At 60.8% G+C, this 13,714-nt stretch carries 10 protein-coding genes; 8 read left to right on the top strand and 2 right to left on the bottom strand.

Annotation, left to right across the window (positions count from 1 at the left end; all coding sequences use genetic code 11):
* Nucleotide 1 precedes the first annotated feature (1 nt).
* The 8 genes from ampC to CO671_RS02980 all read left to right on the top strand — a co-directional run bounded on the left by ampC (nt 2) and on the right by CO671_RS02980 (nt 12,091).
* On the top strand, nt 2-1,162 hold the full coding sequence (gene ampC / locus CO671_RS03015; RefSeq protein WP_170964917.1) for a class C beta-lactamase: 1,161 nt from the start codon (nt 2-4) through the stop codon (nt 1,160-1,162).
* A gap of 384 nt (nt 1,163-1,546) precedes the next feature.
* Nucleotides 1,547-2,500 (top strand): NAD-dependent epimerase/dehydratase family protein, encoded by a 954-nt coding sequence (locus tag CO671_RS03010; protein ID WP_097604264.1) that lies wholly within the window; start codon nt 1,547-1,549, stop codon nt 2,498-2,500.
* A gap of 85 nt (nt 2,501-2,585) precedes the next feature.
* Nucleotides 2,586-3,764 (top strand): glycosyltransferase, encoded by a 1,179-nt coding sequence (locus CO671_RS03005; RefSeq protein WP_097604263.1) that lies wholly within the window; start codon nt 2,586-2,588, stop codon nt 3,762-3,764.
* Nucleotides 3,758-6,757: a trifunctional glycosyltransferase/class I SAM-dependent methyltransferase/polysaccharide deacetylase gene (locus CO671_RS03000; protein ID WP_097604262.1), complete on the top strand. Its 3,000-nt coding sequence runs from the start codon at nt 3,758-3,760 to the stop codon at nt 6,755-6,757. The genes CO671_RS03005 and CO671_RS03000 overlap by 7 nt, the downstream gene beginning before the upstream one ends.
* Nucleotides 6,754-7,836, top strand: a complete 1,083-nt coding sequence (locus CO671_RS02995) for a glycosyltransferase family 2 protein (RefSeq protein WP_097604261.1) — start codon at nt 6,754-6,756, stop codon at nt 7,834-7,836. The genes CO671_RS03000 and CO671_RS02995 overlap by 4 nt, the downstream gene beginning before the upstream one ends.
* Nucleotides 7,829-9,580: an ABC transporter ATP-binding protein gene (locus CO671_RS02990; protein ID WP_097604260.1), complete on the top strand. Its 1,752-nt coding sequence runs from the start codon at nt 7,829-7,831 to the stop codon at nt 9,578-9,580. The genes CO671_RS02995 and CO671_RS02990 overlap by 8 nt, the downstream gene beginning before the upstream one ends.
* Entirely contained in the window at nt 9,577-10,695 is a 1,119-nt protein-coding gene (locus tag CO671_RS02985; RefSeq protein ID WP_097604259.1) for a glycosyltransferase family A protein, read from the top strand. The genes CO671_RS02990 and CO671_RS02985 overlap by 4 nt, the downstream gene beginning before the upstream one ends.
* Nucleotides 10,696-11,884: 1,189 nt before the next feature.
* Nucleotides 11,885-12,091, top strand: coding sequence for a hypothetical protein (locus CO671_RS02980; RefSeq protein WP_003542083.1), 207 nt, complete (start codon nt 11,885-11,887; stop codon nt 12,089-12,091).
* Nucleotides 12,092-12,448: 357 nt separating this feature from the next.
* Here CO671_RS02980 and CO671_RS02975 read toward each other — a convergent pair whose 3' ends face one another.
* Together CO671_RS02975 and CO671_RS02960 are read right to left on the bottom strand one after the other, a co-directional pair.
* Nucleotides 12,449-12,937 (bottom strand): hypothetical protein, encoded by a 489-nt coding sequence (locus tag CO671_RS02975; protein WP_245424941.1) that lies wholly within the window; start codon nt 12,935-12,937, stop codon nt 12,449-12,451.
* 520 nt (nt 12,938-13,457) lie between these two features.
* Nucleotides 13,458-13,706: a hypothetical protein gene (locus CO671_RS02960; protein ID WP_097604257.1), complete on the bottom strand. Its 249-nt coding sequence runs from the start codon at nt 13,704-13,706 to the stop codon at nt 13,458-13,460.
* Nucleotides 13,707-13,714 lie beyond the last annotated feature (8 nt).

Here is a 13,714-nt window from a genome sequence, read left to right as displayed (position 1 = left end):
GATGATTGTGAAAAACCTTGGCATAAAATTTTTATCGGCCGTGTTGCTCACGGCATGCGCTTGCGCAAGCGCCTCTGCCGCCGACGAGGCTGAAGTGAGAGCGATCGCGGATGCGGCGATCAAGCCGATCATGGAAAAATACGCCATTCCGGGGGTGGCCGTCGGCATCACCGTCGACGGCCGGGATCACATCTTCACCTATGGCGTCGAATCGAAGGAGACCGGCAGACCGGTGGCGCCGGCCACACTCTTCGAACTGGGCTCGATCAGCAAAACCTTCACCGCGACGCTCGCCTCCTACGCCGAAGCGACAGGAGACCTCTCTTTGTCCGACCCGGTGGCCAAACATCTTCCCGCGATGAAGGGACGGCCGTTCGGCGATGTCGCGCTGATCGATCTCGCCACCCATACGGCCGGCGGTTTTCCGCTGCAGGTGCCCGACGAGATCAAAAGCGAAGGCCAGCTGATGGAATATCTTGCGGCCTGGCACCCCTCCTACGCCGCCGGAACCCAACGCAGCTATGCCAATCCGAGCATCGGCATGCTCGGCTTCATCACGGCGAAAGCCATGCGCGGCGATTTCGCGGAATTGATGGAAGGCAGGCTGTTTCCCGGGCTCGGATTGAGCAGCACTTTCATCAACGTGCCGAAGTCGCGGCAGGGCGATTACGCCCAGGGCTATAAGCGCAGCGGCGAGCCGGCACGGCTGACGCCGGGTCTGCTTTCCGCCGAGGCCTATGGCGTCAGATCCACCGCCGGCGACATGATCCGCTTCGTCGGCGCAAATATGGGCCTGGCGAAGCTCGACGGAAAACTGCAGCAGGCGATCGACAAGACCCACACCGGATATTTCGGCGTCGGGGCGATGATCCAGGACCTGATCTGGGAGCAATATGCCTATCCCGTCACCCTGCAGAGTCTGCTCGAGGGCAATTCGGCGGCGATGCTGAAGACCATCCCGGTCGCTGCGCTGCAGCCGCCGATGAAGCCGCGTCACGATGTCTGGATCAACAAGACCGGCTCGACCAACGGCTTCGGCGCCTATGTCGCCTTCATTCCCACCGAGCGCGTCGGCATCGTCATCCTGGCCAACAAAAACTACCCCAACGAGGATCGGGTTGCCGCGGCCTACCGGGTATTGACGGCGCTTGCGGCCGATTGATCGAAAACATCGTCACGGACGCGGGAGAGGCTGACTGCCGGATCCTGCGTCCGAACCGATGCGCTGTCCGATTAAGAGTCGGACTTTAGCCCGATGCGCGCCTTCGTCCGTGTGATAGAGAATTTGCCGGTGACGAACATGCTGCGACGCAACAGGGCCACAATCTTGCGAAATACACTGCGAAAATCGAGGGGCGCGGCAGCACGTACAAACCCTGGGTCGCCGCCCTGTCCCCGAATAGGATTAATACTACTCAGGGTAATGCGGATTAACAATTAAGATTAATAGGCGAGTATTTTTCAGAATTCTTCGAGGTAATTGCCAGTTCTTACAGGTGATGCTAATGAATAATCACCTTCCTTCAAGTCAAGAGGGCGCAATCCAGTGAAAAGCGTATTGATATCTGGCGGAGCAGGGTTCATCGGTTCGCATCTATGCGATCGGCTTTTGCTTAGGAATGACGTTCAGAAGCTCGTCGTTGTTGATAATCTCTGGACAGGACTTTTCGAGAATATTTCGCACATCAGGGATCCGCGTTTTCACTTCGTGAAATCGGACGTCGAGACCCTGCAGACATCGGAAAAATTCGACGAGATCTACCATCTCGCCTCGCCGGCATCACCGCCCTGGTACATGAAGGAACCGAAGAGGACGATCTCGGCCAACCTGCTCGGCGCCTTCCGGCTTCTCGACCTGTTGAAGAAGGGCGGGCGTTTCGGTTACACCTCCTCCTCGGAAATCTACGGAGACCCGCTGGTGTCGCCGCAGCCGGAATCCTACAAGGGCCAGGTCGACTGTACCGGGCCGCGCTCGTCCTATGACGAGAGCAAGAGATGCACCGAAGCGCTGTTGTTCGAGATGCAGCGCACCAAGGGGCTGAACGTCAAAGTCATCCGCCCCTTCAATATTTATGGTCCCCGCACCCGGCCCGACGACGGCCGCGCCGTCTCCAACTTCGTCACCCAGGCGCTTGCGGGCCGCCCGATCACCGTGTTCGGCGACGGCAAGCAGTCGCGCAGCTGGGGCTATGTCGATGACATCGTCGACGGTTTCGCGCGCTATTTCTGGATCAACGAGACCGACTACAAGGGGCCTCTGAATATCGGCAACGACCGCGAGATCACCGTTCTCGAAGTCGCGAAATATGTTTCCAAGCTGGTCGGCGGCGTGCCGATCGTCTTCGAGCCATCGCCGCCGCAGGATCCCACCAACAGGCGGCCGGACCTGACGAGAGCCTACGCCGTCATGCCCGAGTGGTCGTGCAAGGTCAGCTACGAACAGGGCGTGGCGATGACGCTCGACTGGTTCAGAGAAAAGATAAAGGTGGGCGCGGCGTAATAGCCGCGCGGGTTTCAAGGCCCTTCCCGCATTCCGGGCCCGGCTTTGTGCCTGCCTGTGCTCGTTGTGCGTTGAGAGAGTAACGATGCAGGAAATCATTCCGTCCGATCTGGCGACTGTCAATTTTCCCGTACCGATTCACTATCTCGATCTCGCCTCGCATCAGCCGGATGCCGGCGCGGCGCCGATATCGCCCGGGCTCGTGATTTTTCTCGCCGACGGCCTGCCCGTCGGACAGGCCTATGTCGATGGGGCCGAGGCCGCGGCCGAGCTTGCCGGACGTGTCGTGCGGCCGGAGACGCTCGCGCATGCGCGCCAGGTGGCGCAGACAGCGCTGCAAAATCGCGACGTCAGCATTCTGATCTGCACCAAGGACCGGCCGGAAGAGCTGCGCCGGTGCCTGGCCTCGATCCCCGAACAGTCGCTGAAGCCGGCCGAGATCATCGTGGTCGACAATGCGTCTTCAGGCGATGCAACCCGCCGCGTCGTCGAAGACGCGGGCGCCACCTATGTCCGCGAAGACCGGGTCGGGCTGGATTTTGCCCGCAATGCCGCCATCGGCGCGGCGAAAACCGAATTCGTCGCCTTTACCGATGACGACGTCGTTCTCCACCAGCAATGGCTGGAGAACCTGATGAAGGCGTTCGACCGGCCGGAGATCGGCTGCGTCACCGGGCTGATCCTGCCCGGAGAACTCGCAACGCCGGCGCAGTTCATCTTCGAAAAGCACTGGGGTTTCGGCCGCGGTTACATCAGGCAGGATTTCGGCCGGGATTTCTACGACAGCCACAAGCGCTACGGCGCGCCGGTCTGGACGATCGGCGCCGGCGCAAGCCAGGCCTTCCGCCGCAAGGTGTTCGACGAGATCGGCCTGTTCGACGTCCGCCTCGATATGGGCGCGGCCGGCTGCTCGGGCGACTCCGAATATTGGAACCGGCTGCTGCATCACGGCCATGTCTGCCGCTACGAGCCGACCGCGGTTTCCTGGCACTTTCATCGCAAGGATATGCAGGGGCTCGCCAGGCAGATCCAGCAATATATGAGCGGCCATATCGCCGCCCTGCTGGTGCAGTATCAGAACACCGGCAACGGCGGCAACCTCCGGCGCATCCTCATCTCTTTCCCGAAATATTTTGCCGGCAGGCTGCGCAAACGCCTGCGCAAGGGCGCCACCTCGCACGATTTCTTCCTGAAGCAAGAGATGCTCGGCAGCGTCAACGGCGCGCTCTACGTTCTGCGCCGCTGGAAGATGCGCGCATGGTGACAGCTGTGGCGCCGGACATTTCCTTCCTCATTCCTGCTTATAACGCCGAGGACACGCTTGCCGAAGCGCTTGCCAGCCTGCAGCGGCAGACGAAATCGAACTGGCAGGCGGTGGTGGTCGACGACGGTTCGAGCGATCGCACCTGGGAGCTGCTTGAGGCGATTGCCGCAGCCGACAGCCGCATCGTCACCGCCCGCCAGGCCAATGCCGGCGCTGCGGCGGCCAGAAACCATGCCGCCCGGCTCGCCGCCGCCCCCCTGCTTTGCATGCTCGATGCCGACGACTGGCTGGACCCGACCTTCATCGAAACCATGCTGCCGATGGCCGAAGATAGCTCGCCGCCCGCCATTGCCTATTGCTCCTACCGCCGGGTCGCCCCGGACGGCCGGCCGATGCCGGTGGAACAGGCGCCCCTGCTCGCCGGCGATGCCGCCAGGCGCGAATTCTCGTCCTTCTGTGCGCTCGCCATTCATACAGTGGTCTTTCCCAAAAGCCTTTTCGAGCGGGTCGTCGGCATGGATGAGAGCCTGCAGACCTGCGAGGAGTGGGATCTCTGGCTGCGCATGGCCTTTGCAGGCGCAGAATTTCGCCGTGTCGACGCCTGCCTGGCCTTCTATCGCATGAAGCCGGGCTCGCTTTCCGGTGATCCGACGAAATTGGTGCGTGACGCCATTTGCGTGACGACGAAGGCCGAGGCGCTGCGCCGGCAGCACGGCTTGCCGGCCGAGGGTCCGGAGACCGGCTGGATCACGCCCGCCGTCAGTCGGCTGCGCATGCTCGTCTGGGTCATCGCGGCCAAACACGATCCGAGCCTGGATATAGCGACCCTCGCCGCCCTGCTGCCGGACATGCCGGATGCCGCAGGCTATGAGAGCTTCTTCGCCGGCGTGATCCTGCATGGCCTGCAGACCGGCCTCCTGCCCGACCGGGCCGACGATCTCATCGATGCGCCGGAACAATGGTGGCCGACTTTCCGTCTGCTCGTCCAGCTGATCCAGCGGCATTCCCTGCCCGGCACCGGCCGCAAGATCCTCGAAGCCGCCGCCTGGCAGCTCTCCGCCGGCAACCTTCGGCGATCCTTCACCCTCGGCACGATCCAGGTGGTGAGCGTCGAGCTCGGCACCCTTTCCAGGATCGCCCGGGCCGAGCAGGCCGATACGCTGATCATGCACGGCTTTTCCGGCGACGAGCATGTCGGCACCTTCGTCGGGCCGCTCTGGGGTGATCTGTCGATCCGGGCGCAGATCCGGCTGATCCTGCAGGAGATGCAGGCGGGAGAACATCTCGAGCGGCAGCCCACCCTCGCCTATGCGGCTGCCTGGACAAGGGAGGCACTGCGCGGCTACCGCACCTTCGGCGGCCTCATCCTCCGCAGCGGACGGCGGCGCGGACGGCTCGACAGGCTTCTGGCGCGGACCGGCCACAATGCCGTCCTTGCCCGGGCGCCAGGCGACAGGCAGGATAATGACGCCCGCCTGTCCGACATCCTGCGCGATCTCGAAGGCGGCCGGCCGCCGGCACGACGTGCAGCCGCCGCGGCGCCACAGAAGGAAAAGCGGGCTCCCCAAGCTCAGTCGGCAGAAGACTATTGGGAGCAGATTTTCGAACGCCCGGATCCGTGGAATTACCTCTCGGTCTACGAGCAGGTCAAATATGCGCAGACATTGAGCCTGATCCCGCAAGGGACCGAAACGGTCCTGGAACTTGCCTGCGCCGAGGGGATCTTCACCGAGAAGCTGGCGCGAGAGGTCCGCCGGGTGACGGCCACCGATATTTCGCAGCGGGCGATCGACCGGGCGGCCAAACGCTGCCGCGACTTCTCCAATGTCGAGCTCCGGGTTCTCGACTTCGTCAGACAAGAGCTTCCCCCCGATCAGGATCTCATCCTCTGCTCGGAAGTGCTTTATTACCTGAAGGACGAGGAGACGCTTGCGGGCGTCTGCAGCAAGATGGCGGCGGCGCTGAAGCCGGGGGGCTGTCTGATCACCGCCCATGCGCATCTGCGCCAGGACGAGCCCGGCCGAACCGGTTTCGATTGGGGCCATCCTTTCGGGGTCGGGACGATCAGACGGGTTCTGGCCGAACAGGCCGGGCTTGCCCTCGAAGAGACGATCGACACCGCGCTTTACGCCATCCACCGCTTCCGCAAAGCGGCCGTGGCCGATCCCGTCCTGCGGGTCGAGACGCATGGAACGCCGATGGACGTCGATGTGGCAAAGCACATCATCTCAGGACCGGCGGGCGTCGCGCGCGAGGCGGCATGGGCAACCGAGGTGACGACCTCGGTCCCCATCCTGATGTATCACCGGATCGCCGAGGATGGCCCCGCCGCGCTGCGGCGCTTCCGCACGCCGCCGGAGATGTTCCGCAAGCAGATGCAATTCCTGCGCCGGCATGGCTATTACGCCGTCACGGCGCCAACCCTCGCCAATCTTTTGCGCAGCGGCAAGCCGATCCAGGGCCGGCCCGTCATGCTGACCTTCGACGACGCCTATCTGGATTTCCGTGCCAACGCCTTCCCGATCCTGGCCGAGAATGATTTCAGCGCCGACGTCTTCGTCGTCACCGACAAGGTCGGCGGCCGCTCGGACTGGGATTGTGCCCATGGCGAGCCGGCGGCGCTGATGGCGTGGCCGGATATTCTGGAACTGCAGCAGAAAGGCATCAGCTTCGGCTCCCATCTCGCCTCTCACACACCGGCGAGCGCGATGGAAAATGATGCCTTGCTCGCCGAAGCCCTGGGGTCGCGCCATGCGCTGGAAAGCCGGCTCGGCGGCTCCGTGGTCTCGATCGCGCTGCCCTACGGCGCCACCGACTTCAGGGTGCCGGACATTCTTTCCCTTGCCGGCTATACGATCGGCTTCACCACACGCGCCGCGACAGCCGCCTTTTCCGACAATGTCTTCGGCCTGCCGCGCCTCGAAGTCCGCGGCGACCGGCCGCTTGAAGCCTTCCCCGCATTGATGGGCCTGCCCGGAGCCTTTATCGGATGACAATCATCACCACCGCAGCGACCCCTCTGATCACCGTCGTCATCCCGGCCTACAACGCCGAAAAGACGCTTCTCGAAACGCTGCAAAGCGTCTCGAACCAATCCTACGACAAGCTCGAAATCCTTGTGGTCGACGACGGATCGCGGGACGGCACCTTCGCGCTTGCGGGCGACTATAGCCTTATCGATCGGCGTGTCCGGATCCTCCGGCAGGCCAATGGCGGCGTTGCCCGCGCCCGCAACCACGGCATCGGCGAGGCGCGGGGCGCCTATGTGGCGCCTATCGATGCCGACGACATATGGCATCCCGAGAAGATCGAGCGCCAGCTGCAGTCGCTGCGAAAATTTCCCGGCGGCCATGGCATCGCCTACAACTGGTATGCGGCGATCGACGAAAACGGCGTCATTTTCGGCCATTCACGCCCGGTCCTGCATGAAGGCAACATCTTCGAACCGCTGCTGCGGGAAAACTTCATCGGCAATGGCAGCACGCCGCTGATGCCGCGCGCCGAGGTTCTGCGCTGCGGCGGTTACGACGCCGGGCTGCGCGACAGCGGCGCCGAGGGCTGCGAGGATCTAAAGCTCTATCTGGCCTTGGCCGAGAGCCTGCCCTTTGCGCTGGTTCCCGATTTCCTCACCGGTTATCGCTTTACCCGGGGAAACATGTCGAGCAACGCGCATCGGATGCTGAAATCCCACGCCCTGGTGATGGCACCGATGATCGACCGCTACCCGCATCTGCGGCGTGATATCGAGACCGCCAAATTCAACACGACGCACTGGTATTTCAACAAGGCCCTTGCAAACCGCGATTACGCCCAGCTCAGGAAGCTGGCGCCGATGATGGCGGGACAATATGGCCCGCAGTTGATCGTCCATAGCCTGCGGCAGAGCTTTCGCCTGGCAAAACGCCATGGCGTGCGCATTGCAAAACAGCTCCTGCGAAAGCCTTCGGCCCGATCGAAGACCGGCTTTGCCGGTGCGGCCGTTCCGCAGGCGGGCACGCTGTTCAGCGATCGTTTCATACCGCTCGGCGGCGTGCTCAGCCCGACATCGTCGCGGATGGCCGACAATGAATAGATTTCGCACATCCGCCTCCCGGCCGGCCGGCGCCTACAACATGGTCATCGCGGCCCGCTACCGCGAGCTTCTGCAGCTCGTGCCGGCGTTGCGGCTGAAGATGACGGTGATGATCATCCTCGGCATTCTCACCGGATTTTCGGAGATGGTCGGCATCACTTTTCTGGTGAGCCTGGTCTTTATTCTCGGCCAGCAGGGCACAGGTTCCGGCTCCGCCGTTGCCGGGCTTCCGGCGATTTTCGGCGGCGTCGACCTCAGTCTTTCCAAACCGGTGCTGATCGGTATCCTCATCGCCTCCATCCTGCTGCGCATTCTTCTCGGATTCATCAACTCGCTGATCACCAGCGCGATCAACCACAAGATCAGCGATCGCATGCGCGACCGTCTCTACGCCAAGATCCTGACCATCCCGTTCCAGCGCTTTCAGCACTATGAGCGCAGCGATCTGATCAATGTGATCGCCACCGAAGCCTATGCGGTATCCTCGGCCCATGCGAGCCTGGTGCGTCTCGGAGTCAATTTCGGCACGATCGTCATCTTCGGCATCGGCATGCTTGTCATGGCCTGGCCGATCGCCTTGCTCGGGCTTGTCTTCGGCTTCGTCCATAACTTCGCCTTGGGGTTCTTTGCCGGCGCCTATCGGCGTCTCGGCGCTTCGGCGCTGGCCGCCGTCGAAGCCTTGACGCAGCTGAGCTGGACCACGCTGCAGACGTTGAAGGCGGTCAAAAGCTTCGGCCTCGAGCAGCGCCACCAGCAGCTCTTCGCGACACTATCCAGCGAAGTCGGCCGGACCTGGCGCCACTCGGACTGGATGGGGGCGGCGACCTCGCTGTTGAGCGAAATCCTGACCTTCGGGGTCATCCTGACGATCATCCTGTCCTCGGAATTCCTGCCGGTGGATTTCAAGGCAGCGCTTTCGGCCACCATCCTTCTTTACAGACTCCAGCCGCACATCAAGGGATTCGACTCCCAGATCCTGCGCCTTTACGAGATGGAAGCGTCGCTGCAGAACGTCCTGGCGCTGCTTTCCGAAAAGGACGACGCCAAGCAGGCGGCGCAAGGCGTGCCGGTCCCCCGCCTGGCGGAAGCCATCGTCTTCCACGACGTCTCCTTCACCTATGAGCAGGCGAATGCCCCGGCCGTTCAAAACCTCAACTTTTCGATCAAGGCAGGCGAAACGACGGCTCTGACCGGACCAAGCGGCTCCGGCAAAACGACAATCCTGAACATGATCCTCGATCTCACCCGGCCGACGCGAGGCCGGATCACGATCGACGGCAGGGACCTCGCCGATGTCGACCGCGCGAGCTGGCTGCACCTGCTCTCGGTCTCGGGCCAGGATGTCGAACTGATGGAGGGCACGGTTTTCGACAACATCCGCTTCCGTCGCGATATCTCCGATGAGGACGTCAGGTGGGCCGCCGATGTCGTCTGCGCCACGGAATTCATCGAAAATCTGCCGGAAGGTTTCGACGAATGGCTGGGCGACGAGGCGGTGCGGCTTTCAGGCGGACAGCGCCAGCGCATCGGCCTGGCGCGCGCGCTGGCCGGCCGGCCGCAGATCCTGCTCCTGGACGAAGCCACGAGCGCGCTCGACGAAAATACCGAAATGCGGGTGTTTTCGGCAATCAAGGAGGATGCCGGTCGAACGCTGATCGTCGTCAGCCATCGCCCTGCGGTCGCCAGGATGATGAAGAACCAGATCGATCTACGCCCGCCAACACTCGCATCCAAACTCGGGTGACGGCGATGGAGATGTCGACCACGTCGGAAATTTTGGTGGCAGTCGTGATCCCCGCCTACAATGCCAGAGACTATATCGCCGAGACGCTTCAGTCCGTCATCGATCAGACCCACAAGGCGCTGGAGATCATTGTCGTCGACGACGGCTCGACCGACGAGACGGCCTCCATCTGCCGCCGCTTCGCCGCCGCCGATCCGAGGATCCGGCTTCTGTCGACGGAAAACCGCGGCGTCGCCGCGGCGCGCAATACCGGGATCGCAGCATCGAGGGCCGGTTATCTCGCCTTCCTGGATGCGGACGACCTCTGGCATCCGACATATGTCGAAAGAATGCTGTCGGCGCTCCATCCCCTGCCCGAGGCCTGGGGTGCGGTCTATGCCCTTCACCGTATGGTCGATTCCGAGGGATATTGCACGCGGTCCGGCTCGTCGCTCAGCGCCCGGGAGTCCATTCTCATCCGCCATCTCGTCTTCCGCTTCGTCGGCAATGGCAGCGGCTTCATGGTGCGCCGTGCCGTCATAGACAAGATCGGCGGCTACGATCCGAGCTATGCCAATCAGGGAATCGGAGGATGCGAAGACTTCGATTTCGAACTCCGTACGGCCGAGCATTTCAAGATCGAGGCGGTGCCACTCGGCCTGGTGGGCTATCGCGTTCATGCCGCGGCCATGTCTGCCGACAGATCCCGAATGGCGCGATCGCTTCTGGCCGTCTATGAGCGATGCGTCGCCCGCAATCCGCAGCTTCCCGCTTTCGTCGTCAGCTGCGCCCGCGCCTCGGCCCACCTCTATGCATTCTCAAAATTTGCGGCTTTGAAAGATTGGTACAGCGCCGCAGCCTCGCTCAAGCACGTCTATCGTCATAGTCCATTGCTTGCTGCCAGCGTCATCATCAAGCTGATCTTTTCAAAAGCCGCCAGAGCCGCAAACAGGGCGTTGTCGAAAGCCCGGCCGCTCTGGCGGCACAAGCAGAAGAAATTCAAAAAATTCGAGGAAATAGACCCTGTTATCCCCCTGGTTGGCGGATGGTCACGTTTCCGAACGAAGGCCTTGTTCCGGCGCTTGTCGGAGATCGACCGTTGCGACGGAGATTGCGCTGCGACCTCGAAGAGATAGAGCATTTCCGGTTCTGAAGGCCGGCACCTCCGCTCCGTTGTCAACTATTTCTTAATTATTCAGTACAAATCGAACACGGCGCAGAATATTTATCGTCGCGAAAATGACAAAGCTGTGGTAAACTATAATCTTCCGATAATAAGCTGTGACAATATCAAGCTTAAGCGCAATCATAGCTACGCACTGTGCAAGAAATCCTACCAGAGGACCCGTCAACCACCCCGGCGGGTCCTCAACTTTTCGAGGAACAGGTTGCCGCGGGGCAGCCGTTATGATCGCTGCATCGGATAAAGAAGCGCTGCGCCGACAGCGATATTCCCTGTTGCGATGGCCTTGCTCAAAAATCTGTATATCCACAAGCAATGACCCGGCTCGCGCTCAACGCCAAGTGCTTCGGCTTGGCGACGAAATTACCGGATAGCAAATTCGCCCCATAGAGATAATGTCATTATTATAAAGTGATAGACGAGCTCATCTTTATTATTGAAATAAGCACATCTTGCCGATATTAACCATAAACAGTTCAGTCATCACAAAATCAACCCTTAAATACAACCATTATCTGAAATATATATTTTTACCTTTTGATAAAATTTTAATTTTATCTTATTTATTATCCAAAGTTATTGCACATGCCGCTCAACGGCGCCGCCTTACATTCTTGTCGAAAAAACATAAGACATCCTCACATTCTTTCCCTCCTTCCTTCGTGGCAAAGGCGCGGCCAGGCAACACTTGGGAAGGAGCAGCTAGGACCAAATCCGACAATCCCGGCATGAGCCGGCATCGACAATGCGCAACACAATTCAACTTCGGAGAATGACGATCGTGAAGGCGAACGGAGGTTTAACATCTTGACAAATCAAAGGATTATGGCAGGTCATCCCGCTGCGGATAGACCGGCATTGGCAATGCCTTCGACCGGTCACTTCAAATCCGCCAGGCGGCCCGAGACCAAAGAGCCGCAGGCTCAGAGGCACCCACTGTCGTCGAGCGACTCCCGGCATGAACGGTCAATCCGCCTGCGCGAAAGACTTCACTCAATTCAACACACCGAAATGGCTTTTGACTGACCAAATCTGTGTCGAAATGGTCGCACCGCGTCATTGAATTAACCGTTCATAAAGCATTTGCTTGCTCAACTTATAATTTGTGTCATGGTCACTGCAAGTAGTGAGGAGCCGACCTGATGAGTGATATAGCATCGCAGATTCCGGAATTTGGTTACGATGAACGCGTGATGATCTGCCGGAAGCAGATCGAGAAGGCGGTTTATCAGTTCATTGCAAACACGAAGGTCGAGGGGTGCGATCCGGCGGAAGTCGCAATGGCCATCGCGGACATTGCCGACGATTACATTTTACTGCTGGCCCAGAAGCGCAATTTGACCCATTGAGATCAGGGATCGGCCGGCCCGGCCGATCATCAGACGACCACTGAGACCAAACTCGCCGCCGTCTCCCCGCCCGGAGACAACGTCAACGAAACCGTTTACCGTACGTTTTGAGTGTCTATTGTGCCCGGGTATCGAATACAGCCCGAACAAGCGGCAGCCCAAGCCCCACTCCTTCTCCCAAGCTACAATCAAATCGATTTCCGAACAGATCGCTTGCGCTGCTCCTATCCCGGCAGCACTCATCCATTGTCGCAGAGACACCAGTGGCCGGCCTCAACCCTCCGAAGCCCCTCCAGGGCGCCTAAGGATGTGGGCGGAGAGTAGGGGCGATTTTTCGCCAACGGTGTTGTCGTCCCATCAATCGGCCGGGTCCAGCGCGCAATGCAGACCATCGACGGGAATCGCGGGCAGTCTTTCGCGCTTGATATCGACCCTCCAGGCTTTGACGACGTTCTCCGATCGATGGGAGCCATCCGGCTGCTCCACCATCCTGCCGAGCGCGAAGACGAAGTCCTGAGGAAACCGGCTCGACGAGCAATAGACCGGTTGCAGAAGTTCGTGGCGGGGGCTGGGCTTGACAATCGTCACCTGATCGACCGTGCTCCAGACGGGAAGGTTTCCATCCCTGCCGGTCTGGCGCTGCAGCACCAGCAAGAGCCTTGCGCCGCATTTGAGCTCGGCTGCCGAATAGGCTGGGCCTCCGGTCATTCCGCTCAAGGCCGTTCCACTGACTTCCACACAGCCCTTCGCAGCAGGAGGCGTCGATTTTCCCCGCGCCTCGCTGGCATGGCCGGCGGCCGGGATCAGAGCGAGAAGAGCGGCGATCGCAGGAAGAGATCGTGGCATGTTTTTCCCGCCTCGCACAAAGCAGCTGAATTTCACGCGGCACCCTCTCCCCCGGAAGAGAAGACCGTAGCCTTGCTCGGAGATGAGTCAATCCCCTGCGATTTGCGCAACTTCGGTCGCGGTGGGTTGGCGGCCGACCTAGAGCCTTTCCTGATTAGATTGAATCATTCTGTTGGCTCAAACGGAGTCGGATGGTCGACCGGCCGGCGCGCGTCGTAGCCCAGCTCTACGGCCAAGCCGGCCGGTCGAGCAGCCGGCCCGTTTCAGCCAACCCTCCCGCAGATTTGCCAGGCAAATCTGCAAGACTGAAAATCGCCGGACGCACTGATCGCTTCGCCATAGCGAAGCGGTGCGGCCGGTGGGCCGGGCATCTCTAGCCAGGATCAGAGGCGATCGGCTCGGACGTACCATGAGGTATGCCCTTCGCCAATCGCCTCTGCCCTGACGAAAACCTGCTCCGGCAGAATGCTTCAATTTGACCAGGAAAGGCTCTAGCCCTTCGAGAGCTCCGAAAGCCAGACTAATGCCTCTGTACGCTCACTTGCGGGACCGGGGAGCTCAATTCAGCCAGATCCCTGGTCAGCCCCTCCCCGACTTCCTGCTTCACCGCCTCGAGAGCAAGATCGAGGCAATTCGTCGCGAAGGGCAGTTTGACATCCTGAGCGACCTGTCGCGCATAGGCGATCATTCGCGCCAGTGCGACCAGTTCGTCCAGAGCCTCTTCCGCCCTGAGGTCAGCATCTATCTTAGCAGCCGATGTCACGCCCATGCCCATTT

This window comes from Rhizobium sp. M10 (assembly GCF_002531955.1).
GTDB classification, from domain to species: domain Bacteria; phylum Pseudomonadota; class Alphaproteobacteria; order Rhizobiales; family Rhizobiaceae; genus Rhizobium; species Rhizobium etli_C.
Note: the sequence above shows the minus strand (reverse complement) of the source record. Positions and strands in the feature narration are given on the sequence as shown.

Coding starts and splice junctions, on each gene's coding strand:
- ampC (WP_170964917.1), top strand. CDS start 2: ATGATTGTGAAAAACCTTGGCATAAAATTTTTATCGGCCGTGTTGCTC.
- CO671_RS03005 (WP_097604263.1), top strand. CDS start 2,586: ATGCAGGAAATCATTCCGTCCGATCTGGCGACTGTCAATTTTCCCGTA.
- CO671_RS03000 (WP_097604262.1), top strand. CDS start 3,758: ATGGTGACAGCTGTGGCGCCGGACATTTCCTTCCTCATTCCTGCTTAT.
- CO671_RS02995 (WP_097604261.1), top strand. CDS start 6,754: ATGACAATCATCACCACCGCAGCGACCCCTCTGATCACCGTCGTCATC.
- CO671_RS02990 (WP_097604260.1), top strand. CDS start 7,829: ATGAATAGATTTCGCACATCCGCCTCCCGGCCGGCCGGCGCCTACAAC.
- CO671_RS02980 (WP_003542083.1), top strand. CDS start 11,885: ATGAGTGATATAGCATCGCAGATTCCGGAATTTGGTTACGATGAACGC.
- CO671_RS02975 (WP_245424941.1), bottom strand. CDS start 12,937: ATGCCACGATCTCTTCCTGCGATCGCCGCTCTTCTCGCTCTGATCCCG.
- CO671_RS02960 (WP_097604257.1), bottom strand. CDS start 13,706: ATGGGCGTGACATCGGCTGCTAAGATAGATGCTGACCTCAGGGCGGAA.